The organism is Streptomyces sp. SudanB182_2057 (genome assembly GCF_964272715.1).
Taxonomy (GTDB): domain Bacteria; phylum Actinomycetota; class Actinomycetes; order Streptomycetales; family Streptomycetaceae; genus Streptomyces; species Streptomyces rubradiris.
In genome coordinates this window covers 5,985,312-6,010,916 of sequence record NZ_OZ186798.1, presented here as the reverse complement: position 1 = coordinate 6,010,916, position 25,605 = coordinate 5,985,312, and the positions used below count along the sequence as shown (strand labels likewise).

General features: G+C 70.9%; 24 protein-coding genes and 1 riboswitch. Of the genes, 9 read left to right on the top strand and 15 right to left on the bottom strand.

The features are described from left to right. Positions 1–17: 17 nt before the first annotated feature. The 5 genes from ACSURM_RS26620 to ACSURM_RS26600 all read right to left on the bottom strand — a co-directional run bounded on the left by ACSURM_RS26620 (position 18) and on the right by ACSURM_RS26600 (position 5,400). Positions 18–1,202 carry a hypothetical protein gene (locus ACSURM_RS26620; protein WP_436958275.1) on the bottom strand — a complete coding sequence of 395 codons (1,185 nt, stop codon included), beginning with the start codon at positions 1,200–1,202 and terminating at the stop codon, positions 18–20. Positions 1,203–1,229: 27 nt separating this feature from the next. Further along, a complete protein-coding gene (locus ACSURM_RS26615; protein ID WP_436958273.1) occupies positions 1,230–2,237 on the bottom strand; it encodes an NlpC/P60 family protein in 1,008 nt (335 codons plus the stop codon). A 238-nt stretch (positions 2,238–2,475) separates the two neighbouring features. Beyond that, the gene (locus tag ACSURM_RS26610) at positions 2,476–3,546 is read right to left on the bottom strand and encodes an NlpC/P60 family protein (RefSeq protein WP_436958272.1); all 1,071 of its coding nucleotides are present in this window, start codon (positions 3,544–3,546) and stop codon (positions 2,476–2,478) included. 222 nt (positions 3,547–3,768) lie between these two features. Beyond that, entirely contained in the window at positions 3,769–5,112 is a 1,344-nt protein-coding gene (locus tag ACSURM_RS26605) for an NYN domain-containing protein (RefSeq protein WP_436958271.1), read from the bottom strand. A gap of 48 nt (positions 5,113–5,160) precedes the next feature. Continuing rightward, positions 5,161–5,400 carry a hypothetical protein gene (locus ACSURM_RS26600; protein ID WP_189996535.1) on the bottom strand — a complete coding sequence of 80 codons (240 nt, stop codon included), beginning with the start codon at positions 5,398–5,400 and terminating at the stop codon, positions 5,161–5,163. 153 nt (positions 5,401–5,553) lie between these two features. Between ACSURM_RS26600 and ACSURM_RS26595 the strand changes: the two genes are divergently transcribed. Beyond that, positions 5,554–6,345: a rhomboid family intramembrane serine protease gene (locus ACSURM_RS26595; RefSeq protein WP_436958270.1), complete on the top strand. Its 792-nt coding sequence runs from the start codon at positions 5,554–5,556 to the stop codon at positions 6,343–6,345. Beyond that, complete coding sequence (locus ACSURM_RS26590; protein WP_436958269.1) at positions 6,342–6,623, top strand: Lrp/AsnC family transcriptional regulator; 282 nt, start codon at positions 6,342–6,344, stop codon at positions 6,621–6,623. Before ACSURM_RS26595 ends, ACSURM_RS26590 begins: the two co-directional genes overlap by 4 nt. On the opposite strand, the gene ACSURM_RS26585 is transcribed toward ACSURM_RS26590, so the two are convergent. From ACSURM_RS26585 to qcrA (ACSURM_RS26565), 5 genes are all read right to left on the bottom strand, one after another. After that, a complete protein-coding gene (locus ACSURM_RS26585) occupies positions 6,620–6,760 on the bottom strand; it encodes a hypothetical protein (RefSeq protein WP_436958268.1) in 141 nt (46 codons plus the stop codon). The two genes, ACSURM_RS26590 and ACSURM_RS26585, sit on opposite strands and share 4 nt — an antisense overlap. Before the next feature lie 40 nt (positions 6,761–6,800). After that, positions 6,801–8,162, bottom strand: a complete 1,362-nt coding sequence (locus ACSURM_RS26580; protein ID WP_436958267.1) for an aminotransferase class V-fold PLP-dependent enzyme — start codon at positions 8,160–8,162, stop codon at positions 6,801–6,803. A gap of 146 nt (positions 8,163–8,308) precedes the next feature. Continuing rightward, positions 8,309–8,425, bottom strand: a riboswitch (SAM riboswitch). Between the two features lie 80 nt (positions 8,426–8,505). Continuing rightward, positions 8,506–9,570, bottom strand: a complete 1,065-nt coding sequence (trpD, locus tag ACSURM_RS26575; protein ID WP_436958266.1) for an anthranilate phosphoribosyltransferase — start codon at positions 9,568–9,570, stop codon at positions 8,506–8,508. 121 nt (positions 9,571–9,691) lie between these two features. After that, a complete protein-coding gene (qcrB, locus tag ACSURM_RS26570) occupies positions 9,692–11,347 on the bottom strand; it encodes a cytochrome bc1 complex cytochrome b subunit (RefSeq protein ID WP_436958265.1) in 1,656 nt (551 codons plus the stop codon). Continuing rightward, on the bottom strand, positions 11,344–12,411 hold the full coding sequence (gene qcrA / locus ACSURM_RS26565) for a cytochrome bc1 complex Rieske iron-sulfur subunit (protein ID WP_436958264.1): 1,068 nt from the start codon (positions 12,409–12,411) through the stop codon (positions 11,344–11,346). Before qcrA (ACSURM_RS26565) ends, qcrB (ACSURM_RS26570) begins: the two co-directional genes overlap by 4 nt. Before the next feature lie 578 nt (positions 12,412–12,989). On the opposite strand from qcrA (ACSURM_RS26565), the gene ACSURM_RS26560 reads away from it, so the two are divergent. The 7 genes from ACSURM_RS26560 (at position 12,990) to ACSURM_RS26530 (ending at position 19,950) form a co-directional block, all read left to right on the top strand. Then, the gene (locus tag ACSURM_RS26560) at positions 12,990–13,961 is read left to right on the top strand and encodes a 3-oxoacyl-ACP synthase III family protein (RefSeq protein ID WP_436958263.1); all 972 of its coding nucleotides are present in this window, start codon (positions 12,990–12,992) and stop codon (positions 13,959–13,961) included. 76 nt (positions 13,962–14,037) lie between these two features. Then, positions 14,038–14,718, top strand: a complete 681-nt coding sequence (locus tag ACSURM_RS26555; protein WP_436958262.1) for a hypothetical protein — start codon at positions 14,038–14,040, stop codon at positions 14,716–14,718. Positions 14,719–14,789: 71 nt separating this feature from the next. Continuing rightward, a complete protein-coding gene (locus tag ACSURM_RS26550) occupies positions 14,790–16,568 on the top strand; it encodes a thiamine pyrophosphate-binding protein (protein ID WP_436958261.1) in 1,779 nt (592 codons plus the stop codon). 109 nt (positions 16,569–16,677) lie between these two features. Beyond that, positions 16,678–17,691 carry a phytoene/squalene synthase family protein gene (locus tag ACSURM_RS26545; RefSeq protein ID WP_436958260.1) on the top strand — a complete coding sequence of 338 codons (1,014 nt, stop codon included), beginning with the start codon at positions 16,678–16,680 and terminating at the stop codon, positions 17,689–17,691. Next, positions 17,688–18,698: a beta-ketoacyl-ACP synthase III gene (locus tag ACSURM_RS26540; RefSeq protein WP_436958259.1), complete on the top strand. Its 1,011-nt coding sequence runs from the start codon at positions 17,688–17,690 to the stop codon at positions 18,696–18,698. Before ACSURM_RS26545 ends, ACSURM_RS26540 begins: the two co-directional genes overlap by 4 nt. Before the next feature lie 35 nt (positions 18,699–18,733). Beyond that, entirely contained in the window at positions 18,734–18,973 is a 240-nt protein-coding gene (locus ACSURM_RS26535) for an acyl carrier protein (protein WP_030783257.1), read from the top strand. Beyond that, complete coding sequence (locus ACSURM_RS26530) at positions 18,973–19,950, top strand: aminotransferase class I/II-fold pyridoxal phosphate-dependent enzyme (protein ID WP_436958258.1); 978 nt, start codon at positions 18,973–18,975, stop codon at positions 19,948–19,950. Before ACSURM_RS26535 ends, ACSURM_RS26530 begins: the two co-directional genes overlap by 1 nt. A gap of 79 nt (positions 19,951–20,029) precedes the next feature. On the opposite strand, the gene idi is transcribed toward ACSURM_RS26530, so the two are convergent. The 5 genes from idi to qcrC all read right to left on the bottom strand — a co-directional run bounded on the left by idi (position 20,030) and on the right by qcrC (position 25,563). Continuing rightward, positions 20,030–20,602 (bottom strand): isopentenyl-diphosphate Delta-isomerase, encoded by a 573-nt coding sequence (gene idi, locus ACSURM_RS26525; RefSeq protein WP_436958257.1) that lies wholly within the window; start codon positions 20,600–20,602, stop codon positions 20,030–20,032. Between the two features lie 4 nt (positions 20,603–20,606). After that, the gene (locus ACSURM_RS26520; protein WP_436958256.1) at positions 20,607–21,860 is read right to left on the bottom strand and encodes a cytochrome P450; all 1,254 of its coding nucleotides are present in this window, start codon (positions 21,858–21,860) and stop codon (positions 20,607–20,609) included. A 201-nt stretch (positions 21,861–22,061) separates the two neighbouring features. Beyond that, the gene (gene qcrB / locus ACSURM_RS26515) at positions 22,062–23,699 is read right to left on the bottom strand and encodes a cytochrome bc1 complex cytochrome b subunit (RefSeq protein ID WP_436958255.1); all 1,638 of its coding nucleotides are present in this window, start codon (positions 23,697–23,699) and stop codon (positions 22,062–22,064) included. Further along, the gene (gene qcrA, locus ACSURM_RS26510; protein WP_359042591.1) at positions 23,696–24,754 is read right to left on the bottom strand and encodes a cytochrome bc1 complex Rieske iron-sulfur subunit; all 1,059 of its coding nucleotides are present in this window, start codon (positions 24,752–24,754) and stop codon (positions 23,696–23,698) included. The genes qcrB (ACSURM_RS26515) and qcrA (ACSURM_RS26510) overlap by 4 nt, the downstream gene beginning before the upstream one ends. Continuing rightward, on the bottom strand, positions 24,751–25,563 hold the full coding sequence (gene qcrC / locus ACSURM_RS26505) for a cytochrome bc1 complex diheme cytochrome c subunit (protein WP_189752509.1): 813 nt from the start codon (positions 25,561–25,563) through the stop codon (positions 24,751–24,753). The genes qcrA (ACSURM_RS26510) and qcrC overlap by 4 nt, the downstream gene beginning before the upstream one ends. Positions 25,564–25,605: the final 42 nt, after the last annotated feature.

Below are 25,605 nucleotides of genomic sequence, written 5' to 3'. Positions count from 1 at the left end.
TTGGGGCGGGGGCCCGCTCAGCGCAACCGGGCCGTGACGTAGGACCGCCAGCGGGCGGTGAACGCCCGCGGGGTGGTGCCGAGGACCTCGCGCAGGGCCTCCTCGATCGCGCCGGGACGTTCGGCGTGGGCCCCGACCGCGCGGTAGAAGGCGCCGAGCCGGGCCGCGCCCCACTGCTCGGCGATCATCCGGCAGGCCAGCCAGCCGCTCTCGTAGGCCCGCGCCAGCTTCACGGGGTCGCTGGTGAAGCCGAAGTCCTTGTCGTCGGGCAGGGCCCGGGGCACCTCGCCCTCCCGGACGGCGCGGGCCAGTTCGGGGGCGGCCTCGGCCGGGGTGCGGCCGGTGTCGAGGTAGCCGATCCAGTCGGCGTAGCCCTCGGACAGCCACAGCGGGGTGGCGGCGGTGGTGTCCGCCCGGGTGGCCACGTGGGTCGTCTCGTGGGTGAGGACGATCTGCCTGCCGGCGTCGCCGAGCATCGCGTACGCCTCCGGGTTGACCACCACCCGGTCCGCGGGCGCCCGCCCCGCGCCGCCCGCCTCGCCCGTGGTGACCGCCGCGATGCCCTTGTAGTCGGCGGCCGGCGCGCCGAGGAGGGCCGCCATGTCCGCCAGCGACTCGGGGACGAGGACGACCACCCGGCGGCTCCAGCCCGTGCCCCACACCCCGGAGACGGCCGGGACGGCCCGGTCGGCCAGCCGCGCGAACCCGGAGAGGCCGTCCGGGCCGCCGGTGCCGAGCACCAGGCTGTGCGTGCCCCGGACGGCACTCACCGTTCCCTGGTCCCACAGTTGCTGCCCGGCCTCCCGGGCGGGCCGGTCGGTGGCGACGTACCAGTGGCCGTCGGCGGTGCGGGCCAGGGTGAGGGTGCGGCGGGCGTCGACCGGGGCCTTGTCGTAGCCGGCGACGCGGTAGCTCAGCTCGGCGTCGGCGGTGGCCCCGGAGGCGGTGCGGCGCACGGCGGTGACCCGGTAGGCGAAGGAGGCCAGCGGCAGGGCGCGCAGCCGGGTGTACTGGGCGCGGGTGCCCGTCTCGGCGTACGCCTGCTCGTCGTGGCCGAGCAGCGCGGCGGAGCGCCGGTCCAGCATCCGCTGCACCTCGGTGCGCACCGGATCGGCCGTCGGCCGCCCCTCGCACCCGGTGAGCGGCAGCACCAGTGCGAGCCCTACGGCTCCGATCCTCAACGCCCGCCCGCGACCAGCCACTTCCCGATGGTACGGCGTGCGGCCCGGTCAGGGCCGGGTGACCGAGGAGACCGGCATCATGCCGACCGGGTCGTAGCGCACCGGGGCGCCGGGGTACGGCGCGTGGATGACCTGGCCGTGGCCCGCGTACAGCGCCACATGGCTGGCGTCGGAGCGGTAGACGACCAGGTCACCGGGGCGGGCCTGGGAGAGCGGGACCCGCCGGCCGGCGGACCGCTGCTCCTGCGAGGTGCGCGGCAGCCGGATGCCGGCCTGCGCGTACGCCCACTGCGTCAGGCCCGAACAGTCGAAGCCCGCCGGGCCGTTGGCGCCCCACACATAGGGGCGGCCGAGGGCGGCGCGGGCGGCGGCCAGGGCGGCGGCGGCCCGGCCGTCGGGGGCGTCGGCCCCGGCCGGGCCGGGCAGGTCCGGGCGGCTGCCGCGGGAGGCCCGGGCCAGGGCGGCGCGTTCACCGGCGGACATGGCGTCGATCAGCTGCCGGGCCCGGGCGAGCTTGCGCTCCACGGCCCGCTTGTGGGCGGCCACGGCCCGGCGGCCGCGCTCCAGTTCGGCGAGGGTGTCGGCGGCCTCGGCGCGCTCCTGGGCGAGTTGGCGCAGCGCGGACCGCAACTCCCCCAGCCGGCCGGCCTGCCGGGCGCCGAGGCGGTCGAGCAGGGCCGCCTTGTCCAGGTAGTCCTCGGGCCCGGCGGAGAAGAACAGGGCCACGGCCGGGTCGAGGCCGCCGGACCGGTACTGCGCGCCGGCCAGCGAACCGAGCTGTTGCCGCAGGTCGTTGACGCGCTGCTGCTGCCGGGCCAGGTGGTCCCGGGTGACGCGCAGCCGACGGCGCAGTTCACCGGCGCGCTCGTCGGCCTTGTCGTAGTCCTGAGTGGCCTTCTCGGCCTCCGCGTACAGCCGGTCCAGTTCGGCGCGGGCGCCGGCGCCCGGCGCCGCGTGTGCCGGTACGGCGCCGAGTGCCGCCGCGGCCGACAGCACGCACAGGGCGGCGGCGCCCCGGTCGAATCCGGACGGTGCAAGGCGGCGATGGGACCCCACGGCAGTCCTTCTGCTGGCGGACGTCTGACCCGTTGCCCCGGCGCCGGGGACGGGGAGGCCCCGGCGCCGGGAAACGCGGCAGACAGTAGCCGCGCGCGGGGGCCCGGACCAAAGACCTCGGCGTCAACACATGCTGACGCCCCGCCGCTGACGCAGGTCACCGGCGGGGCGAGGGGTCAGTTCCGGTTCCGGTGATTCGCCCGTTCGGGCGCCACCGGGTCCGTGTGTCGCGGGGGTCTCAGACGCGCACGCCCCACATGAACGGACCGCCGATGGTGTTCATGGACTCGTACCGGACGACCGTGCCGGTGCGCGGGGCGTGCAGGACCTGGCCGTTGCCCGCGTACAGGCCGACGTGGTGCAGGTCGTTGAAGAAGAAGACCAGGTCGCCGACCTTCAGATCGCCGACCGAGGTGATCCGCGTGCCGATCTGGGACTGCGCCTCGGAGGTGCGCGGGATGGAGACGCCGGCCTGGGCGTAGGCCCAGGAGGTCAGGCCCGAGCAGTCGAAGGAGGAGGGGCCGGTGGCGCCGTAGACGTACGGCGAGCCGATCCTGGTCTGGGCGGCGGAGAAGGCCCCCTGGGCCCGGCCGGAGCCGGGCAGGGACCCGCCGAGGTCGGGGCGCTCGCCGGTGCCGGTGGAGCGGCTGGCGCGCTCCTGGCTCTCCTGGGCGCGCTTCTGCTCCTGTTCGGCGAGCTGCTGCTTCTCCTTGGCGGTCAGGGTGTTCAGCAGCCGCTGGGCCTCGCCGAGCTTGGCCTGGACTTCCTTCTTCTTGTTGCCCAGTTCGGTGCGGGTGGCGGAGAGGTCCTTGAGCTTCTCGGTGGCCTCGGCCCGCTCCTGGGCGAGTTCGCGCTGCTTGTCCTGGATCTTCTTCAGCGCGTCGACCTGCTGGCTGCTCAACTGGTCGAGCGTGGACGCCTTGTCGAGGTAGTCGTCCGGGTTCGAGGACAGGAACAGCTGGACCGAGGCGTCGATGCCACCGGAGCGGTACTGGGCGGTGGCCAGCGAACCCAGGCCGTCGCGCAGCTTGTTGAGCTCCTCCTGGCCGCGGGCGACGTTGTCCTGGATGGTGGAGATGTCCTTCTGCAGCTTCTGCTGCTTCTCCTTGGCGCCGTTGTACTTCTCGGTCGCCTGCTCGGCCTGCTCGTAGAGCTTGTCGACCTTCGCCTTCACCTCGTCCTTGCTCAGCTTCTCGCTGGGGGCGGCGTTGGCGGCGTTCGCGCTGAGCGCGACGGCAGCGGCGGCTGCGGTGGTCAGCACGGTCACGCGGGTGCGACTCGGCTGCTTGGGTCGACGATGGGACGCCACGGAGGGGGAACTCCTTCTTGAGAGTGATCACCCGTTCGGAGGTTCGAGCCAGACCCTAGTGACCTAGTTGTGATCAGTTCAAATCCTCACGGCAAAAAAACCCGTCACGCCATGCATTCTTTGCACACAACTCACGTGCAGTGAGGCACGACTGACCCTACGTCGCGCGATGACAAGGTCAATTCGGACGTTATCGGCGCCTATTGGACCTTAGGGACACCTTCAGGCCAACCGCTTCAGAAGCACCGCGGAGGCCACCGGCCGGGCTCCCGCCTTGGCGACCCCGTCGGCCACCTCCCGGTCGGTGGAGGCGACGATGACCGGGCGTCCCGGCGGCTCGGCGCGCACCAGCTGCCGGATCAGCTCGTCGGCGGTCACGCCCGGCTTCGAGAACAGGACCCGCACTCCGCGCGGCGGAGCGAGCAGTACCGGCGCGGCCAGTTCGGCACCGTCGAAGACACAGGTGACCTCGGCCCCGGTCTGCGCGGCGAGCGCCGAGAGCTGGCCGAGCAGCCTCAGCCGCTGCTTCTCCAGCGGCATCTGCGGATAGCCGGTCTTGGTCACGTTGTAGCCGTCGACGACCAGGTGCGCCTGCGGCAGCGCCAGCAACTGGTCGAGAATCGCCGGGTCGTTCTCCGACAGGGCGCGCGCCGCGATGTCCTTCGGGGTCATCCGGCCCGGCTCCACCGCGTCGACCGTCTCGGCCGGCCGCACCGACACCGGTGGCAGGGCGAGTTCGCGCCTGAGTCCCTGGGTGGCGTCCAGCAGGGTGTCGAGCAGCAGCCGTACCCGCATGTCCTCCACGCTGCGGCCCTCCCGGGCCGCCCGGCGGGTCGCCTCCAGCGCGGCCTCGGCCTCGCCGAGGCGGGCCTTGAGCCGCCGGGACTCGCTCTCCGCGGCCGACACCCGCGCGTGCGTCTCGGCGCGTACGGCGTCGATCTCGCCGTGCGCCTTGCGCAGCGCCGCCTCGCCCCGCTTGACGTCGCTGAGCGCGGCGCGCAGCTTGCGGTGCAGCGACTCCGCTTCCTTCCGCGCCGACTCCAGCTCCGTACGCAGCCGTTCGGTCTCGGTCCGGGTGTGCTCGCGGGCCTGCGCCAGCTCCGCGCGCAGCCGCTCCAGCTCGGCCCGGCTCTCCTCGCCGGCCCGCTCGGCGTCCGCGCGCTGGGCCTCCTCGCCGGCCGCGGTGACCAGCTTGACCCAGCCCGCCGGGCGCAGCACATAGGCGGCGGCCGCCACGTCGAGCGGGTCGGCGGCCGGGGGCGGGGAGCCCGCGTCGAGGGCGCCGGCGAGCTCCGGCTGCGCCTCCCGGAACCGCTCGCCGATCCGCTGCCGGAACAGCGCGTCGGTCTCCAGCGCCGCCGCCATCGCGTTCCCGGCGAACTTCGCCCGGCGATTCGGGGCGAACCGCGCGTACTGCCGCAGCTGGGCGGGCAGTTCCGCCAGGGTCAGCCCGCCGAAGCCGTCCGACACGATCTGTACGACCCGCCGGCGCACGCCGTCGGGCAGCGGACGGTCAAGCACCTCAGCGGTGCCGTCGCCCGGCCCCCCGCCTGCGGTCTCCACCATCCGTCACACACCCCAATACCGAAAATGTCCCTTTGGGGGCCGCTCCGCTCAGGAGCCGGCGCCCGGCCTGTCCACGAGTTCCACCTGGTCCACCGCGTTGCACCAGCGGCAGCGCACCGATTCGATGGTCTCACTGACCACCTCGCGCTCCTCCACCGTCGGCTCACCGGCCAGATCCAGGTGCGTGAACTCGACGACCTTCGACGAGCGGGTCACGTCGAAACGGGTGAGGTTGCCGCAGAGGGTGCAGCGCCACCGGGTCGTGGCGGTCGGCAGGGGAACCGTCATCGCGCTGGTTCGCTTCCTTCTCGTGTCGGTCCGCGCCGCTCCCCGACGCGTGTGGCTCGTAACCCTACGGCCTGGCGGCCGCTCGCCGCCCGTCCCTTCCGAGCGGCGAGGCGGTCTGTCAGCTTGCGTCCCGTTACGTCATGCTCTGTAGTCATGATCAGCCCCAGGAGCACGGCGGCCGGCAGGACCCTCGGAGCGGTCCGGGACACCCCGGCGCCGGTGACATACGGCCTCATCGCCCTGTGCTGTGTGCTCTTCGCCCTCGGCCCGGCCTCCGGGCTGGTGCCGGGGTACGGCACCGGGGACGCGCTGCTCGCCGCGCAGCGGGCGTACTTCCGGCGCTGGGGGGTGGTCCCGGCCGAGCTGTTCGACGGGCCCGCCGGGGCCGCGCTCACCCCGGCCACCGCGCTGTTCGTGCACGGCAGCTGGGTGCACCTGCTCGGCAACATGCTCTTCCTCTTCGTCTTCGGAGCGATGACCGAGGAGCGGATGGGCCGGGTGGAGTTCACCCTCTTCTACGTCGGCTGCGGCTGTGGCGCCCTGCTCGGCTACGCGGTGGCCAACGCCGCTTCCGGAGAGTCGCTGGTCGGCGCCTCCGGTGCGGTCTCGGCGGTCCTCGGAGCCTTCCTGTACCTGTTCCCCCGCGCGCGGGTGACCAGTCTGCTGCCGTTCCTGTTCTTCCTGCCGCTGCGCTTCCCGGCCTGGGTCGTGCTGCCCTGCTGGGCGGCCCTGCAGTGGCTGGCGGCCGAGCGCGCCCCCGACGGGCCCGGGGTGGCCTACCTCGCCCACCTGGTGGGTTTCGGCCTGGGCTTCGGTTACGCGTGGGTGCGCTACGGACGGCGCAAGGGCCCGAAGGACGACGCCGGCGGGGCGGTGGGCGACGGGCGGGCGACTAGAGTGAAGGGCGCACCGGCTCCGGTCACCGAGGGAGAGAGACAACCGTGATCACCGCGATCGTCCTGATCAAGACCAGCGTGGACCGGATCCCCGAGATCGCCGAACGGATCGCCGCGCTGGAGAACGTGAGCGAGGTCTTCTCGGTCACCGGTACGTACGACCTGATCGCCATGGTCCGGGTGGCCCGGCACGAGGACCTCGCCGAGGTCATCCCCGGCCGCATCAGCAAGATCCCCGGCGTGCGGGGCACGGACACGCACGTCGCGTTCCGCACCTACTCCCAGCACGACCTGGAAGCCGCGTTCGCGATCGGCCTGGACAGCTAGACCGGCTCCACACCGCCGCACCGCCACTGCCGGTGCCGCCGCGGCGGGCCGCAGGCCCGGGAGCCGTCGGCGGCCCGGGCCGCGAACAGGGTGGTGCCTACGAGGGCGACGGCCCGCGTGTCCGCGCCCGGGGGCATCCGCCACGTCCTACGCGCCCGCCCGGCCGCCGGGCGCCGCTCACACCGCCGGTACGCAGCGGCCCTCCTCCGTGCGGTACTGCCACTTCGCGCCGTCCCGGACCAGTTCCCGGACGGCGTTCACGAAGCGGTCCACGTGCTCGTCGGGGGTGCCCGCGCCGAAGCTGACGCGGATGGCGTTCAGGGACTTCTCGCCCGGGGCCGCCTCGGGGGCGCCGCACTCGCCCTGGGTCTGCGGGTCGGTGCCGAGCAGGGTGCGCACCAGCGGGTGGGCGCAGAAGAGGCCGTCGCGGACGCCGATGCCGTACTCGGCGGAGAGCGCGGCGGCGAAGTGGGAGCTGTTCCAGCCGTCGACGACGAAGGAGAGGACGCCGACGCGCGGGGCGTCGTCGCCGAACAGGGACAGCACGCGCACCTCGGGAACCTCGGCCAGGCCCGCGCGGACCTTGGCGATCAGGTGCTGCTCGCGGGCGACCAGGGTGTCCCAGCCGGCCTCGGTGAGGGCCTTGCAGGCGGCGGCGATGGCGTAGGCGCCGATGACGTTCGGGGAGCCGGCCTCGTGGCGGGCCGCGGTCTCGTGCCACTCGACGTCCACCCCGCCGTCCTCGCGCCGGGTCACCCGGCGGCTGGCGCCGCCGCCCGCGAGGTAGGGTTCGGCCGCCTGGAGCCAGTCGGCGCGGCCGGCCAGGACGCCGGAGCCGAAGGGGGCGTACAGCTTGTGGCCGGAGAAGGCGATCCAGTCGACGTCGAGGTCGGTGACGGACACCGGGTGGTGCGGGGCGAGCTGGGCGGCGTCCAGGACGATCCGGGCGCCGTGGGCGTGCGCGGCGGCGGCCAGTTCACGCACCGGCCACAGCTCGCCGGTGACGTTGGAGGCGCCGGTGACACAGACCAGGGCGGGGCCGTACGGGTCGCGGCCGGCCAGGGCCCGCTCCAGGATCTGGACGGCCTGGCCGGGGGTGCGCGGGGCGTCGAGGTAGGTGACGTCCGCGTGCTGCCAGGGCAGCAGGGAGGCGTGGTGCTCGGTCTCGAACACGAAGACCTGGCAGCCGGCCGGGATCGCCCGGGCCAGCAGGTTCAGGGAGTCGGTGGTCGAGCGGGTGAAGACCACCTGGTCGTCGCTTCGGCAGCCGAGGAACTCCGCGACCGTCCTGCGGGCGTTCTCGAACAGGTCGGTGGAGAGCTGGGAGAGGTAGCCGGCCCCGCGGTGGACGCTGCCGTAGTACGGGGCGTAGGCGGCGACGTCGTCCCAGACCCGCTGGAGGGCGGGGGCGCTGGCCGCGTAGTCGAGGGCCGCGTAGGCGACCTCCCCGCCGGTGACCAGCGGGACGGTGACATCCCGCCCCAGAACGGGCAGAGGGGTGCAAAGCGACTGGTCGGTGGCAGCGGTGGAGACAGACATGGCGAACTCCCGTGACGGAATACGAGAAAGCTGAAGGAAAGCGAGGGAAAAGGGAAAGGGTGTGCGGAGGCGGGGCTCTGCGGCCCTAACGCATTCGCTTGCTCACGGAAGACTCCTCGACGACCAGGATCCCTGGTGGCACGAGGGATCCGCGCTTGCCGCAGACCTTGCTGTCCACGGCCTGGTCTTCACCCGGGGCACCCCGCCACGGACGGAGGGTTGCCGGACAGTCGGCCGGGGCCTCATGACTGTCACTCATGACCTGGTACAGGAACGTACGTGAAGTGATCGCCGCCCCGCAACCCGGTGTCCGGATCGCGGGACGGCCTGCCTGCCGGGCCGGTCAGGCGTTGCTGGCGGCCACCCAGCGCTCCAGCGCCCGCCGGGCCGCCCCGGAGTCGATGGACTCGGCGGCCTTTGCGAGGCCCGCGCGGATCTGGTCGGCGAGCGGCTCGTCCGTCGGGTCCAGGGCCACCAGCGCCGCCGCCGCGTTCAGCTCCACGGCGTCCCGTACGGCACCCCGCTCGCCGTCCAGCAGCCTGCGGGCCACCTCCGCGTTGTGGGCCGGGTCGCCGCCGCGCAGGGCCTCCACCGGGACCAGGTCGATGCCGACGTCCCGGGGGTCGAAGGACTCCTCGGTGACCTTGCCGTGGCGCACCACCCACACCCGGGAGGTGGCGGTCGTGGTCAGTTCGTCCAGCCCGTCGTCACCGCGGAAGACCAGCGAGGAGTTGCCGCGTTCGGCGAGCACGCCCGCGACGATCGGCGCCTCGCGGGCGACGGCCACGCCGATCGCCTGGGCCCTCACCTGCGCCGGGTTGGTCAGCGGGCCGAGCAGGTTGAACACCGTCCGGATGCCCAACTGGCCGCGCGCGGCGCCGACGTGGCGCAGCGCGGGGTGGAACTTCACGGCGAAGCAGAAGGTGATGCCGGCCTCCTCCGCGACCTCGGCCACCCGGCGGGGCGTCAGGTCGAGGTTGACCCCGAGCTTCTCCAGCACGTCGGAGGAGCCGGACGCCGAGGACGCCGCCCGGTTGCCGTGCTTGACGACCTTCGCGCCCGTGCCGGCGACGACGAGCGAGGCCATCGTGGAGATGTTCACCGTCTTGGCCCCGTCGCCGCCGGTGCCGACGATGTCGACGGTGCGGCCGGGGACCTCGATCACGTTCGCGTGCCGGTACATGGTGCGGACCAGGCCGGTGATCTCCTCGACCGTCTGCCCCTTCGCCCGCAGGGCCACCGCGAACCCGGCGATCTGCGCGTCGGTCGCCTCGCCGCGCATGATCTTGTCCATCGCCCAGGCGGTGTCGTCGGCGGCGAGGTCCCGGCCCTCCAGCAGACCGTTCAGCAGGACGGGCCAGGAGCGGCCCGCCGCGGTGTCGCCTCCAGCGGGGGTCACAGCGCTCATCAGCCGCTCCTTGTCCAGATGCCTGCTCGTCGTACACCACCCTATCCAGCCGGAGGCGTGCCGAGGGGCCCCGTCCGGGTCGCGGACGGGGCCCCTCGGCACGCCGGGGACCGGCCGGGGATCAGTGGTGGCCGTGGCCGCTCGCGATCTCCTTGTACTCGTCGACGGTCGGCTTGGGGATCTGGCTGTCCTCGCCGTAGTAGGCGTGGGACAGCTTCACGCGCAGCTTCTCCGAGGCCGGGACCTTGCGCTCGACGCCGTTCTCGTCGACGGTCGGGCCGATCTCGGCCGGTGTGTACTGCTTGTGCGAGGTGAGGGTGTGCAGCTGCTCCTGGCTGAGCGGCTCGTGCACCTCGATGTACTCGCCGTGCGGGAGCCGCTTGACGATGCCGGTCTCGCGGCCGTGCAGCACCTTGTCGCGGTCCCGGCGCTGCAGGCCCAGGCAGATCCGCTTGGTGACGATGAAGGCGATGACCGGGCCGACGAAGTAGGCGATCCGGACGAACCAGGTCACGGCGTTGATCGACAGGTGGAAGTGGGTGGCGACGATGTCGTTGCCGCCGCCGATCAGCATCACGAAGTACACGGTCAGCCAGGCGACGCCGAACGCGGTGCGGGTGGCGGCGTTGCGCGGGCGGTCCAGGATGTGGTGCTCGCGCTTGTCGCCGGTGATCCACGCCTCGATGAACGGGTAGACCGCGATGGCCACGAGGATCAGGCCGAACACGACCAGCGGGATGAACACGCCCAGGACGAGGGTGTGGCCCCAGAAGTCGATCTCCCAGCCCGGCATGGCGCGGATGAGGCCCTCGGCCATGCCCATGTACCAGTCGGGCTGGGCGCCGGTGGAGACGTGGTCGGGGCGGTAGGGGCCCATGGCCCAGATCGGGTTGATCTGGGCGACGGCGGACAGGGCCGCGAGGACGCCGAAGACCAGGAAGAAGAAGCCTCCGGCCTTGGCCATGTAGACGGGCAGCAGCGGCATGCCGACGACGTTCTGCTCCGTCTTGCCGGGGCCCGCGAACTGGGTGTGCTTGTGGTAGAAGACCAGGATCAGGTGGGCCACCACGAGGCCCAGCATGATGCCCGGCAGCAGCAGGATGTGGATGGTGTAGAACCGGGCCACGAAGTCGTGGCCGGGGAACTCCCCGCCGAAGAGGAAGAACGACAGGTACGTGCCGACGATCGGCACGGACAGGATCGCGCCCTCCATGAAGCGGACACCGGTGCCGGAGAGCAGGTCGTCCGGGAGCGAGTAGCCGGTGAAGCCGGTGAACATGCCGAGGACGAACAGCAGGAAGCCGAACAGCCAGTTCAGCTCGCGCGGCTTGCGGAACGCGCCGGAGAAGAACACGCGCATCATGTGCACGAACATCCCGGCGATGAACACGACCGCGCCCCAGTGGTGGATCTGCCGCATGAGCAGGCCGCCGCGCACGTCGAAGGAGATGTGCAGGGTCGAGTTGAACGCCTCGGACATCAGCTGTCCCTGGAGCGGGACGTAGCTTCCGTGGTACTCCACCTCGTTCATCGACGGGTGGAAGAACAGCGTCAGATAGACACCCGTCAGGATGATGATCAGAAACGAGTAGAGGCAGATCTCGCCCAGCATGAACGACCAGTGGTCGGGGAAGATCTTGCGCAAGTTGGCCTTGGCCAGGGCGTAGAGCCCCAGCCGTCCGTCGGCCCAGTCGGCGAGGCGCTCGCCGGCCGGCGCCTTCCCGCGAGAGCGGCCGGCCGCGCCGGGTCGAGGGGTTTCGTTCGCTGCAGTGGTCATCCGCGCTCCCAGAAAGCAGGACCGACGGGCTCCTCGAAGTCGCCGAGCGCCTGGAGGTAACCCTCGCTGTCCACGCCGATGCGCAGCTGCGGCAGGGCGTGGCCGGCGGGGCCGAAGATCACTCGGGCGCCGTCGGTGAGGTCGAAGGTGGACTGGTGGCAGGGGCACAGCACGTGGTGCGTCTGCTGTTCGTACAGCGAGATCGGGCAGCCCACGTGGGTGCAGATCTTCGAGTAGGCGACGACGCCCTGGTGCGACCAGTCGAGCTCGCGCTTGTCCTTGATGTCGTCGGGCTGGAGCCGGACGATCATCAGGGCGGCCTTGGCGATCTCGTCCTGGAAGTCCTCGTCGTGTTCCGCGAGGCCGTCGGGCTTGGCGAAGGTCAGCGAGCCGACGGCCACGTCCTCGGGACGCAGCGGCTGGCCGGTGTTCATGTTGACCAGGCGCTTGCCCCTGGCCCACAGGGTGTGGCGCAGCTTGGTGCCGGGTGCCGGTCCGAGGCCGCCGAGCAGCATCAGGCCGGTCAGCGGCACGAGCGCCATCGCGCCGAGCAGGGTGTTGCGGATCAGCTTGCGGCGGCCGAACCCGGACTCCGCGGCACCCTGGCGGAAGTCCGCGTGGACCTTGTCCCGCACCTCGGGTGACGCCTCGATCGGGTGCCGGTCGTCGGCGACCTCCACGTCCGACATCAGGGTGCGCGCCCAGTGGACCGCGCCCGCGCCGATGCAGAACAGCGCCACACCCAGCGTCAGGCCCAGCGCGAGGTTCATCGCGCTCACGTGACCGAGGGGGAAGACGAAGACCGACTTGTCGTTGGGAATCAGCAGGTAGGCGACGATGAAGCCGATCGTGGCCAGCATCGACACCGTGAACAGCAGTGCCACCGCGCGCTCGGACCGCTTGGCGGCCCGCTCGTCGATGTCCTGGATCCGGTGCTCGTGCGGCGGCACTCCGGGGTCCGCGAACGGATTCTCCTCATCGGCCACGGAGACGGCACCGTGTACACCGTCGCCGGCGGGCCGCTCGGCACGTGGGCGCCCTTCCGGCATGTCCCGGTTTCCCATAGTGCTCCAGACCGCCGTGATTTGGTGTATTCACACCGTACTACGCAGATTGTCCGGATAGCCGGGCCATTACTCCGGCCGGGGGTGTTTCGAACACAGGGGCCGGAACCGCCCGTCGGCCCCCGGCCGGAAGGGGCCGCGCACAGCCGGACGATCGGACTCCGGCGCCGTCCGGCCGGGCACCGTCCGGCACCGCGTAATCCGGCCAACGGTGAATCGGCGTTAGAAAGCTCACGTTTAGCGGCCCGCTGCGGTAAATCGGCCGTACGGCGGTACCCGACGGATCATCAACTCGCTGCGGTATGGCGGGATTCGGTCAAACAGCCGACCGAACGTTATCATCTGGTTACCTCGCCGGTATCGATCCGTTATCGCCGTGATCATAAGGTGATTTTCGTTCTCACCGCGCAAGGGAATTCCCCTCCGTCGCCGGCGCACACGACGGGGGAAGCGGGGCCGGTCAACGATCTTTCTCATTGTTCTCACGGGGCCCCGAGGTATGTCCGATCGGCATTTTCCGCGGGCAGCATCAGCACAAAGACGGGGAAAAATTCGTGTCACAAACTCGCATTGTCGACGTGGTTAATTTCATGCCGGAGCGGGTGGTCAGGAACAGCGAGCTGCCGAGCGAGGGCGGCGACCTCAGCGACCACGCGTTCTTCGCGGGCGTGCACGAGCGGCGCTTCGCCTGGCCCGACTACACGTCAGCCCAGCTGGGCGCGAAGGCACTCGAGAAGCTCCTGGAGCGCAACGGCGTACCGGCGGCCGACGTCGACCTCATCATCTGCGCCTCCCAGTTGAACGACGCCTTCTCACCCGGCACGGGCACGGCCATCCAGTACGCGGTCGGTGCCACCAAGGCCGCCGTGCTCCAGGTGGACAACGGCTGCTGCTCCTGGATCTCCTCCATCAACACGGCCCGGGCCTTCATCGACTCGGGCCAGTACCGTACGGTCGCGGTGGTCACGGTCACCAACTTCGTCTCCCGTCTCGACGAGTTCCAGAAGGCGCCCGAGTCCCGGGTGCTCGGTGACGGCGCGTCCGCCACCCTCGTCACGGCCGGCGGCGAACCGACCATCCTCTCCGTCCACGAGCAGGCCTTCGGGGAGAACTGGGGCGCGCTCAAGGTCGAGCCGTACGCCGTCGAGGGCATGGAGATCCCCTACTGGTCGGCCGGCTCCGGCGCGCTCACCGTGAAGTTCGACCAGTCCATGCTGGCGCGTCTGTACACCGTGACCATGGAACAGCTTCCCCAGGCGGTCGACATCGCGCTGGAGAAGGCCGGTGTGAAGAACGAGGACATCGCTTTCCTGATCACCCACCAGCCGAACGAGAAATACGTCGCGGAGTGGCGCAAGCGCTGCGGATTCGACGATTCCCGGGCGCACGACACGCTCGGCACCTACGGCAACATGTTCCAGGGCACTCTTCCGGTGACGTTCGCCGACGCCCTCGACAAGAAGATGATCTCGCCCGGCGATCTCATCGCGTTCGCGACCTTCTCGCACGGCGGAGAACTCGTCGGTTCCATGGTCTGGCGCTGGAACTGACTTTCCGGGGCAACCCGCCTGCCCGTTCCCTTCCCCTGCATTTAGTTCATTCTTTTACCACTGCATGAGGAGAAGTATGTCCCAGCGCGTTCCCGACGAGTCGGGTCTGGCCCAGAACTACGTCCTGGACCGGTCCGACCTGGAGGGCCTGGACCTGGTGTGGAACGAGAACACCGGCATGGACGACATGATGAAGCTCATGGAGAGCCGGACGAAGGAGACGTACGACCACGGGGAGATCTTCGGTCAGTACTGTTCCCTCGCCGAGCACATCAACGTCCCCTACGACATCGTCTTCGAGTACGCGGCCAACGCCCGCTCCCTGGAGGAGTGGACGTACAGCATCCGCAACATGAAGCACCTCGGCGGCGGTCTGTACCGCGCGGACGAGATGATCCAGCCGAACACGGACATCTACATCCGCGCCGAGGCGCAGAAGGGTCCCGAGCACGGTCTCGTGGTCTACCCGTGCGCCTGGGACCAGGGCCACGAGCTGTGGATGCGCTACTACATGACGATCATCGACTCGTCGAAGGTGCTGAACAAGCCGGGCACCGTGGTGCTGTGGACCAACTGCAAGCACCCGTACTACGACCGTACGACGGAGAACGTCCCGGACTACATCGCCGAGGGCCGGGCGCGCACCGACCGCGTCTGGGTCGGTGACATCTGGCCCGTCTTCCACGCCGGCCACAGCATCGAGATGGGCAACCTGAAGCGGATCCTGGAGCACCGCTTCGGCGCCGGCAAGGCCTGAGCCCGCCGCGGGGCGGCCCCGGCCACCCCGCACCGCACCACGACGAAGCACACGCCACACATGGGGGATTTATGCGGCTGGCCGACGCCTTGGTCACGGTACTGCGCGATCTGGACACCAGATACGTATTCGGCGTCAGTGGCGCGAACATCGAGCACGTCCACGACGCGATCGACAGGCTCGGTCAGGGCCGTCTGACGTCCGTGCTGGCCAAGCGGGAGGACGGGGCGGCGAACATGGCGGACGCCCGCGCCCGGGTGCACCGCACACTGGGGGTGTGCTGTTCCACCTCCGGCGGCGGGATGATGAACCTGATCGCCGGACTGGCCGAGTCCCACGCGGAGTCGGTGCCGGTCCTCGCGCTGGTCGGGCAGCCGCCGGCCGCCCTGGACGGCCGGGGCTCCTTCCAGGACTCGTCCGGCATCGGCCGGACCGTGGACGGCCCGGCCCTGCTGCGGGCCATCACCAAGAAGACCGTCCGGGTCACCGGGGCGGAGGGCTTCTGGGACCTGCTGCGCGACGCCGTCTCCACCTGTCTGAGCGGCCGCAAGGGCCCGGTGGCCCTGCTGCTGCCCCGGGACGTCTACGAGCTGGAGGTCGGTGACGTCCCGGCCCACTGGCCGGCCCACCTCGGCGCCTTCATCGAGCCCGAACCGCTGCCCGAGCCGGAGGTGTCCGCCCTCTTCGACCGGCTGCGCGAGGCCGTCGCCCCGGTGCTGCTGCTCGGACACGGCAACCGCCGCTCCTGCGATCCCGAGGCGGTGCGCGTCTTCGCCGAGCGGACCGGGATCCCCGTGGTGACCACCATGGGCGCGCGCGGCGAGTTCCCCAACGACAGCGACCTGTACCTGGGCGTCGTCGGCGAGGGCGGCCACCCCTCGGCCGCCGAGTACGTGGCCAAGTCGGACTTCGTGGTCCTGGTCGGCACCGGACTGGCCATGATGACCCGGCGGGCGCTGGGCGACTGGGACCCCGCTCGGGCCGGCGCGGTCAACATCGACCTCGGTGAGATCGAGCGCTCGGGCCTGGCGGACACCACCGTCCGCGGGGACATCGGCGAGGTGTTCCGGCTGCTGGAACGGCTGCGCGCGGAGCGCCCCTTCACGGCCCCGCCGGTCACCGGCTACGAGCTGACCCGCTTCGTGGCCCGGCCCGCCGTACCCGTCCCGGGGCGCACCGGCGGGCGGGACGGGGACGCGCTGCTGCAGAGTGAGGCCGTCCGGCTGCTCCAGGAACACCTGCCGCAGGGCGGCCACCTGCTCTACGACGCCGGGAACTGCGCCGTCGCCGCCATGCACTACGGGTCCGTGCCGGCCGGCTCCTCCTCCACCATCGCGCTGGGCATGGGCAGCATGGGCTACAGCGTCGGGGCGGCCGTCGGCGCCCAGCTCGGCTCGCCGGAGGGCACCCGGACCGTGGTGTTCTGCGGTGACGGGGCGTTCCTGATGAGCGGCCTGGAGGCGCACACCGCCGTGGAGCTGGGCCTGCCCATCCTGTACGTCGTCTTCAACAACGGCATGCACGGCATGTGCGCCACGCGCCAGCAGCGGTTCTTCGACTCCCGGATCACCGCCGTGGACTACACGCCCGTCGACGTGCGCACGGTGGCGCGGGGCCTGGGCTCGCCCGACCGGCTGTGGGTCGGCAGTGCCGGGACCGCCGCCGAACTGGCCGCGCGACTGGCGGAGTACCGGCGCCACGCGCACCTGCCCGGGGTCCTCGAACTGAAGCTCACCGTGGAGGAGGAGCCGCCCTTCGCCTCCTTCCTGCCCGCCGACGCCCCCACCGTGCCGGTGCCCGGGCCACGACAGGCCGCCGTCTCGTACGAGATGACCGGCAGCGCTCTCTGACGCGTCGCCCTCCGTACGCCTTCGTCCGCGCCCTCCTTGGGGCACCCCGCCGCCGCATCCGGCCGGGCGGGGCCGCGGGGACGCGCGGACCCCACCGGAAAGAACTCACATGACAGTGCAAGAGCTGGACCTCGCAGGCATCACGGACTCCGGGCTGCGCGCCGACTACATCGCGAGCTCCCAGCTGTTCCGCAAGATCGGGCGGGGCCGCTTCCTCGGCCGCTACATGATGCACCCGGCCAAGCGGCCCTACTTCGACACCTTCTTCTCCTTCGTCTGCTACATCGACGACCTGGCCGACGACATCAACCTCAGCGTCGACGTCCGGGCCCGCCGGCTGGACGAGTGGCAGCGCACCTACCTGGCCGTCGCCAAGGGCGAGGACCTGGCCGGCGAGCACCCGCTGTCGCTGTCGGAGCAGACGGACGCCGCCCTCGCCCGCGCCCTGGTCCACACCCTGCGCACCTGGGACCTGCCCTACCTGCGCGTGCCCGAGTTCGTCGACGGCCACCGCAAGGCCCTGACGACGTACGAGTACGCCAACCAGGAGGAGCTGGACGACTTCCTGGAGACGGTCACGCTGCTGCCCGCGATCTGGATCAACCAGATCTTCGAGCCGCTGAGCGAGGACGCCGAGGAGCTGTGCCGGCACACCATCACGGCCTTCCAGCTGCTGGACTTCATCTGGGACCTGCGCGAGGACCTGGACCTGGGCCGGCTGTACCTCCCGCTGGACCACCTCGCCCGCTTCGGCCTGACCCGGGCGGACCTGGACCGCCAGATCGGCAGCGGCTACATCAGCGACTCGCTGCGCGAGCTGATCCAGTCCGAGATCGACATCGCTCGGGGGCACCTGGACGCCGGCCGCTCGTGGCCGCAGACGCTGCACCCGACGGCGCGGATCTTCATGGAGACCGACATCCAGACGCACGACGCCATGTTCCCGGAGATGATCAAGGACGACTACGCGTTCTTCAAGAACCCCCGGCGCGGCATCGACTTCGTCTCCGGCCGGATGATCCCGCGCACGGCCAAGGCCATCGCCCGCGCCCGCAAGGCCAACCAGCAGGCCACCCGCGCCGGTTACCGCATCCGGCCGCCGTTCCGGGGCACCGGGGCATGACCCGCGGGGCGATCCTGAGCGGCCTGGGCACCTGGCTCCCGCCGCACGTGGTCACCAACGACATGCTCTCGTCCGAGCTGGACACCTCCGACGAGTGGATCCGCACCCGCACCGGCATCGCCCAGCGGCACATCGCGTCGCCGGGCATGAGCACCGGGCACCTCGCCACCGAGGCGGCGCGCCGGGCGCTGAAGTCGGCCGGCACCGACCGCGTCGACGTCGTCATCGTCGCCACGAGCACCCCGGACCGCCCCTGCCCCGCGACCGCCCCGGTGGTCGCCTCCTCGCTCGGGCTGACCGGGACCGGCGCCTTCGACGTGGCCGCCGTGTGCACGGGCTTCGTGTACGCGCTGGCCACCGCGGCCGGGCTGATCACCGGTCAGGTCGCGGACAGCGCCCTGGTGATCGGGGCGGACACCTTCTCCACCATCCTCGACCCGCGGGACCGCACCACCCGGGTCATCTTCGGCGACGGCGCCGGCGCGGTCGTCCTGCGCGCCGGCGACCCGGCCGAGGAGGGCGCTCTGCGCGGCTTCGACCTGGGCAGCGACGGCACCGGAGTGGACCTCATCACGGTGCCCGGCGGGGGCTCCGAGCAGCGGCTGAGCGGGGCTGAGGCGGCCCCGGGCGACGGCTATTTCCACATGGACGGCCCGCAGGTCTTCACCCGTGCCGTCCGGTACATGACCGGGTCGGTGCGCAAGGTCCTGGACGCCGCCGCGCTGGCCCCCGAGGACGTCGCCCACGTGGTCCCGCACCAGGCGAACGTCAGGATCCTCGACACCTGCGCCCGGGAACTCGGGCTGCCCGCCGAGCGCGTCGTGAAGAACATCGACCGGGTCGGCAACACGGTGGCCGCCTCCATCCCGCTCGCGCTCGCCGCGGGTGCGGCCGACGGGCGGCTGCGGGCGGGCGATCCGGTGGTCCTCACCGGCTTCGGCGGCGGCCTGACCTGGGGCTCGGCGCTGCTCACCTGGCCCGGCGGCCTCACGGTGATCGCCGACTGACGGCACCCTCCACCAAGACCACAGAGAAGAGAGTCATGAACACCATCGACCAGAACCTGAAGGCGCTCCTCGACGAGCGGTTCCCCCAGTCCACCGACCGCCTCTTCGAGGGCGCGTCGTTCAAGGACGCCGGCATGGACTCGATGGGGGTCGTCGAGTTCATCGTGGCCCTGGAGCGGCAGTTCGGCACCCCGACGCTGAACGGCAACGAGCTCGGCGCCGACTCCACGCTCCAGGACGCGCGCGACCTGCTGACCTCGGTGGGCGTCGGCTGATGCCCCAGCCGCATCGGCTCACCCTCAACGAGCACCCGCTGCCGCCGCTCGACTCCGTCGCCGCCGAGATCGCCCGGCACGCCGCCGCGGTCAACCGGTACCCGGAGTTCTATCCCGAGCGGCTGCGCGGGATCGTCGCCGACTGGCTGGGGCTGCCCGGTGAGCAGGTCGTGCTCGGCGCGGGGTCGGTGGGCGTCGCGCTCCAGGCGCTCCAGGCCAGTGTGTCCGCCGGCGGGGGGCTGGCATACGGCTGGCGCAACTTCGACGCCTATCCCCTGCTCGCCGACATGGTGGGGGCGCGCCGCGTCGAGGTGCCCCTGCTCCCGGGCGGGCACCAGGACCTCGACGCGCTGGCGAAGGCGGTCCAGGACGCGGACGCGGTCATCGTGTGCAACCCGCACAACCCGACCGGCCAATTGGTCCCCGGCGACGAGCTGAAGGAGTTCGTCGCCCGGGTCCCGGGGCACGTCCTGGTGGTCCTGGACGAGGCGTACATCGAGTTCGTCGCCCCGTCCGGCCGCACGGACTCGCTGGGCTGGATCCGGGAGTTCCCGAACCTGCTGGTGCTGCGCACCTTCTCCAAGGCCTGGGGGCTGGCCAATATGCGCGTCGGGTACGGCGTGACGTCCCCCGAGTGGGCCGCGAGGATCGGCCGGTACCAGCTGCCGTACGCCCTGAGCACCCTGTCGGCGGTGGCGGTGGAGACGTCGCTGCGGGCCCAGCCGGAGCTGGAGGAGCGGATCGCCGTCATCGTCGGCGAGCGCGAGCGGCTGTCCGGCGGGCTGGCCCGCGGCGGCTGGAAGGTGCTGCCGAGCCACACCAACTTCCTGTGGCTGGACGAACCGGAGCGGGCCGAGGACATCCGCCTGGCCCTGGCGGGCGAGGGCGTCCAGGCCCGCTGCTACGCCGGCGAGGGCGTCCGCGTCACCGTCGGCGACACCGACGCCAACGACAGCGTGCTGCGCGCCCTGGCCTAGCCGCTCGCGCGAAGGAGCGAAAGAGCCGCTGCCCACGGTCTCCCCGTGGGCAGCGGCTCTTTCGGGTGTCAGGGGCCGGTCACCAGCCGCCACCCGGGGCGACGCGCCGTACGCCCGGCAGGGCCGCCTCCAGCACGGTGGGGAACCAGGCCGAGAAGCTCGTCCCGGCCCGCAGCGCGGCCAGTTCATCAGGGGTCACGAACCGGTAGTCGTGGATCTCGGCGGGGTCCGGCTCCGGGGTGTCCTTCACCAGGCCGACGAAGAGGTGGTTGTACTCCTTCTCGACCAGGCCGGAGATCTCGTCCGGGTGCTCGTAGGTGACCGTGCCGGCCGGCTCCAGCGGGATGCCGTGCAGGCCCAGCTCCTCGCCGACACGGCGGGCCGCCGCCTCCTGCGCGGGCTCGTCCGGGTACGGGTGTCCGCAGCAGGTGTTGGACCACACGCCCGGCGAGTGGTACTTCGTCAGCGCCCGCTGCTGGAGCAGCATGCGCCCCTCGGTGTCGAACAGGAACACCGAGAAGGCGCGGTGCAGACGGCCGGGCGCCTGGTGCGCCGAGAGCTTCTCGGCGACACCGATCGTCCGGCCCTCCTCGTCGACGAGTTCGAGCAGGATCGGCTCCGTGGCGGGGCTGCCGGCGGTTTCCGTGGTCATCGGATCAGCCCACCCTCGGAGTCGTGGTGACGGGGAGCCGGGCCGGGCCGCGCAGCCACAGGCCGGGCTTCAGCGCGACCTCGTCGTCGTCCGGCTTGATCGAGGCACAGCGCTTGGCGAGCCCGATCAGCGCCTCCTTGGCCATCAGGCGGGAGAGGTTGTCGCCGAGGCAGTAGTGGATGCCGCGGCCGAACGACAGGTGCCTGCGGCCGTGCTTGCCGAGCGCCAGGGTGTCGGCGTTCTCGAAGGCCCGCTCGTCGCGGTTGGCCGCGGCCAGCATCAGCAGCACCACGGCGCCGGGCTCCATGGTCCGGCCGTGCAGGGTGACCGGCTCGTTGACCACGCGCCAGGAGGCGTGCGTGGGCGGCTCCAGGCGCAGCACCTCGTCCAGCACGTCGTCGGCGAGGGAGGGGTCGGCGGCGAGCCGCTCCAGCACGTCCGGGTGCTCGGCCAGGATGACCGCGGCGTTGCCGATGAGGTTGGCGAAGGTGTCCAGGCCGGGCACGATGAGCAGCACGCACACCGCGGCGACCTGGTGGATCGTCAGGCCCTCGATGGTCTCGCCGGCCCGGGTCAGCTCGGTGATCAGGTCGGTGCCGTCGCCGCCCTCGCGCTCCTGGAGCACCTTGACGAAGTACTCGGTGCACTGCGCCACCGCGCGCTGGCAGGCGATCGCCACGTCCTCCGACGGCGCGGCGCCCAGCTCCAGGATGTGCGCGATCTCCGTCGACCAGGCGGCGAGGAGCTTCTGGTCCTCGCGGTCGATGCCCATCATGTCGCCGAGCACGCGCACGGGCAGCTGGGAGGCCAGCACCTCCATGACGTCGAACCGCTCGGGGAGGTCCGCCAGCAGGTCGTCCACGACCGCGGTGACGGACTTGATCAGCGCCTCCACCGCGGACGGGGTGAACGGCGCGGCGACGAGGTTGCGCAGCTTGGTGTGGTCCGGCGGGTCCAGCAGCCGGAAGAGGTTGGCGTCCCAGCCGTCGAGGCCGAGGCCGAGGAAGGGCGGCGGCTCCTCGTCGGGGCCGGCGCCGGCCACCTGGGCGAAGAACTGGGTGCCCCCGAGGTCCTTGCCGAGCCGGCGGTCACGCAGCAGGGCCTCGACGTCCTCGTAGCGGCTGACCACCCAGGAGTTGAGCGGGCCCGCGAGGAGAGGGTGCTCGTCCCGGAGCTTCGCGTAGACCGGGTAGGGGTTCCGGCGGAAGCCGGGATCGGTCGGATCGAAGAAGAATTCGGGCTCGGCAGGTTCTGCCATCAGTGACTCCCCCATTATCACGCCGTGGGCGGCCCGTACGGGCTTCTGGCCCCGGCTCAAGATCACGACAATGTGATCATAGCCTCGATCCGGCGACAGCCGTATAACGGGTCGATAACCGCCGACACATCCCGTACACAAAAGGGCGGCCCCACGGACCGGGTCCGTGGGGCCGCCTGCGTGGCGATCAGTAACGGCGGATCAGTGGTGGCCGTGGCCGCTCGTGATCTCCTTGTACTCCTCCGCCCTCGGCTTCGGGATCTGGGCCTGCTCGCCGTAGTAGGCGTTGGACAGCTTCGCCCGCAGCTTCTGCGAGGCCGGGACCTTGCGCTCCACACCGTTCTCGTCGACCGTCGGGCCGATCTCGGCCGGCTTGTACTGCTCGTGCGCGGTGAGCGTGTGCAGCTGCTCCTGGCTGAGCGGCTCGTGCACCTCGATGAACTCACCGTGCGGCAGGCGCTTGATGATGCCGGTCTCGCGGCCGTGCAGCACCTTCTCGCGGTCGCGGCGCTGGAGGCCGAGGCAGATCCGCTTGGTGACGATGTACGCGATGACCGGGCCCGCGAACAGGAAGATCCGGACGAAGTACGTGACGGCGTTGACCGACAGGTGGAAGTGCGTCGCCCACAGGTCGTTGCCGCCACCCACCATGGCCATCGCGAAGAACGTCAGCCAGGCGACACCGAGAGCGGTGCGCGTCGGGGCGTTGCGCGGACGGTCCAGGATGTGGTGCTCGCGCTTGTCGCCGGTGATCCAGGACTCGATGAACGGGTAGACCGCGATCGAGACCAGCATCAGACCGAAGACGGCCAGCGGGATGAGCACACCGAGGACCAGCGTGTGGCCCGCGACGTTGATCTCCCAGCCCGGCATCACACGCACGAAGCCCTCGGAGAAGCCCATGTACCAGTCGGGCTGGGCGCCGGTGGACACCTGGTCCGGACGGTAGGGGCCCATCGCCCAGATCGGGTTGATCTGCGCGACCGCGGCCAGCACCGCCAGGACACCGAAGACCAGGAAGAAGAAGCCTCCGGCCTTGGCCATGTAGACCGGCAGCAGCGGCATGCCGACGACGTTCTTCTCGGTCTTGCCGGGGCCCGCGAACTGCGTGTGCTTGTGGTAGAAGACCAGGATCAGGTGGGCCACCATCAGGCCCAGCATGATGCCCGGCAGCAGCAGGATGTGGATCGAGTAGAACCGGGCCACGAAGTCGTGGCCGGGGAACTCCCCGCCGAAGAGGAAGAACGACAGGTACGTACCGACGATCGGCACGGACAGCACCAGACCCTCGGCGATGCGCACACCGGTGCCGGAGAGCAGGTCGTCCGGGAGCGAGTAGCCGGTGAAGCCGGTGAACATGCCGAGGACGAACAGCAGGAAGCCGAACAGCCAGTTGACCTCACGCGGCTTGCGGAACGCGCCGGTGAAGAACACGCGCATCATGTGCACGAACATGCCGGCGAGGAAGACCACCGCGCCCCAGTGGTGGATCTGCCGGATCAGCAGACCACCGCGCACGTCGAAGGAGATGTGCAGGGTCGAGTTGAACGCCTCGGACATCAGCTGTCCCTGCATCGGGACGTAGCTTCCGTGGTACTCCACCTCGTTCATCGACGGGTGGAAGAACAGCGTCAGATACACACCCGTCAGGATGATGATGATGAAGCTGTACATGCACACTTCGCCCAACATGAACGACCAGTGGTCGGGGAAGATCTTGCGCATGTTGGCCTTGGCCAGGGAGTAGATCCCGAGCCGGCCGTCGGCCCAGTCGGCGACGCGCTCGCCGGCCGGTGCCTTCCCGCGAGAGCGGGACTGTTCGTTCGGTGCAGTAGTCATCCGCGCTCCCAGAAAGCAGGACCGACGGGCTCCTCGAAGTCGCCGAGCGCCTGGAGGTAACCCTCACTGTCCACGCCGATGCGCAGCTGCGGCAGGGCGTGGCCGGCGGGGCCGAAGATCACTCGGGCGCCGTCGGTGAGGTCGAAGGTGGACTGGTGGCACGGGCACAGCACGTGGTGCGTCTGCTGCTCGTACAGCGAGATCGGGCAGCCCACGTGGGTGCAGATCTTCGAGTAGGCGACGACGCCCTGGTGCGACCAGTCGAGCTCACGCTTGTCCTTGATGTCGTCCGGCTGGAGCCGCACGATCATCAGCGCCGCCTTGGCGATCTCGTTCTGGAAGTCCTCGTCGTGCTCCGACATCCCGTCGGGCATGGCGAAGGTCAGCGAGCCGACGGCCACGTCCTCCGGACGCAGCGGCTGGCCGGTGTTCATGTTGACCAGGCGCTTGCCCTTGGCCCACATCGTGTGCCGCAGCTTCGTCTTCGGCGCCGGGCCCAGGCCGCCCAGCAGCATCACGCCGGAGAGCGGCACCAGCGCCATCGCGCCGAACATGGTGTTGCGGATCAGCTTGCGGCGGCCGAACCCGGACTCCGCGGCACCCTGGCGGAAGTCCGCGTGGACCTTGGCCCGCACCTCCGGCGTGGCCTCGATCGGGTGCCGGTCGTCGGCGACCTCCACGTCCGACATCAGGGTGCGCGCCCAGTGGACCGCGCCCGCGCCGATGCAGAACAGCGCCACACCCAGCGTCAGGCCCAGCGCGAAGTTCATCGCGCTCAGGTGCCCGATCGGGAAGACGAAGATCGACTTGTCGTTCGGGATCGCCAGGTACGAGACGATGAAGCCGATGGTGGCCAGCATCGACACCGTGAACAGGAACGCCACCGCGCGCTCGGACCGCTTGGCGGCCCGCTCGTCGATGTCCTGGATCCGGTGCTCGTGCGGCGGCAGCCCCGGGTCCGCGAACGGGTTCTCCTCGTCCGCGGTCGCTACCGCGCCGTGCGCGTGGTCCTGCTCAGCGGGCAGGTTCTCTTCAGGAATGTCTTGGCTACTCATGACTTCTTGGCCTTTGCGGTCCGAGCGGCGACCCAGACGGCGACCGCGATCAGCGTGCCGAGGCCGAAGATCCAGCCGAACAGACCCTCACTGACCGGCCCGAGGCCGCCCAGCTCCAGACCACCCGGGTTCTCCGTCTTGTCACCGTTGACCGCGTTCAGGTACGCGATGATGTCCTTCTTGTTCTTCTCCGACATCGTGGTGTCGGGGAAGGACGGCATGTTCTGCGGGCCGGTCTGCATGGCCTCGTAGATGTGCTTCGGAGCGACACCCTCCAGCGTCGGGGCGAACTTGCCCTTGGTCAGGGCACCGCCCTTGCCGGTGAAGTTGTGGCACTGCGCGCAGTTGGTGCGGAACAGCTCGCCGCCCTTGGCGATGTCCGCGCCGTCGGGGCCGTACTGCTGCTTGGTGGGCACGCTCGGGCCGGCACCCAGCGACGCGACGTACGCGGCGAGCTGGTCGATCTGGGCCTGCGTGTAGGTGGGCTTCTTGCGCGGGACCTGGGCGCCCTGCGAGGTCGCGGCGGGCATACGGCCGGTGCCGACCTGGAAGTCGACGGCCGCGGCGCCGACGCCGACGAGGCTCGGGCCGTCGGAGGAGCCCTGGCCACCGGTGCCGTGGCAGCTGGCGCAGCCGACCTCGTAGAGCTTCTTGCCCTCCTTGATGGTCAGGGACTGGGAGGATTCATCGGCCTGCGCCTTGCCCGCGGGCGCGAACGCGGCGTACAGCCCCCCAGTGGCCGCCAGCGCGAGGAGTAGGACGACGACCGCCGCCAGCGGATGGCGTCGTCGTGCGGAGAGCTTTTTCACGGATTACCCCGGTGTCAGGATCTTCTGCGTCGGTGCTTCTGG